The organism is Pseudomonas sp. P4_C3 (assembly GCF_056402075.1).
The window spans coordinates 1-1,150 of sequence record NZ_JBFUIC010000654.1 but is presented as its reverse complement, the minus strand read 5'-3'; the positions used below and the strand labels follow the sequence as shown (position 1 = coordinate 1,150).

The 1,150-nt window shown below is 42.5% G+C and carries 1 protein-coding gene; it reads right to left on the bottom strand.

Annotated elements, in window-relative coordinates; all coding sequences use genetic code 11:
• Nucleotides 1-1,150: KAP family P-loop NTPase fold protein (locus AC1DVH_RS31515; protein ID WP_477757079.1), on the bottom strand; the 1,150-nt coding region annotated here is incomplete at both ends.

Genomic DNA, 1,150 nt, shown 5'->3' with positions numbered 1-1,150 from the left:
CTCACCAATTCGAGCCCCTGACAAGAACTCAATTACATCATTGGCGCAAAATGCATCCTTTGAATACCGAGTATAAAGCTGTGGGTTTTCTTGCCTCAAGACTAACAAAGGCACGATGATTGACTCATCAAGGTAATGATTATGAGGAATGCTGCGGAAAATAAGCTTTAGTCTGCCAATCAGCTGATTAATGTCGCGAGGGGTATACTCGAACCGAAGCGAAAGATACGTCATAAGTTCAGTTATGTGTTCAAGATCATAACGTCCATCCTGTCGCGCTCGAAAGTAGTCTACAACTTCCTGTTCTTGTAGTCTGACAGAAATATACTCCTTAATGGATGGTGTTCTAAGTTGGTAGTCAATATCGATGAATCTCTTCAAATACTGAATGCCATTGAACGAAGAACCATACACTCCTTGGATTCCTTTACCTAGTTGATCTCGATTCATTGCAAGTATGAATATGATTCGATCAAGATCAAAAAGATGCTTGACTCGCTCCAGCATTTCAATTGCGTAAGTAGGGCGGCATCTATCTAGCTCGTCAATAAAGATAACTAGATTGTTTTGGCTATTCGGTAAACCTTCTAGAGCTAGGGATAGCTGATCTTTAAATTGCGCTAATGACTTTTGTTTCACATTAAAGCTATCTACGATGTCGCCGACTGCACCTCCGACTACGTCTCCGGCAAGTTTCTCTAATTCTTTATCTATGTCTAATATACCAAACGATGCAGCTTTGGCCGCAGCGACGGCAGAGGATTTGAGTATGTCAGGAACAAATTTTTTGGCCTTGCTCCAAGCGACTTTTGCTTTGGACTCCTCTTTTTCAGCAGCCATCCAGTTGTCGAATGTCGCTAATAGTGGAAGTAGGGGGTCATCTGCAAAATCATTTTCCCAAGCATTTAAGTATAGGCTTTTGATTTCAAGTGACCGTAAGTACTGTGTCCACAGCTTGAGGAACGTTGTTTTTCCTGCGCCCCATGGGGCGTCCAAGCATATTACAAGTGGTGCTTGTGCGTTTATTAATAGCGGAGTTAGATTTTCAATTTCTTTCCGCCTAGAGAGCTTGTCTTCGCCGCTTGGCCACTCATCCCCATCAAAGGATAACTCTTTATATCTTACGGAAAAGCTTCCCTTTGTGTCCGTG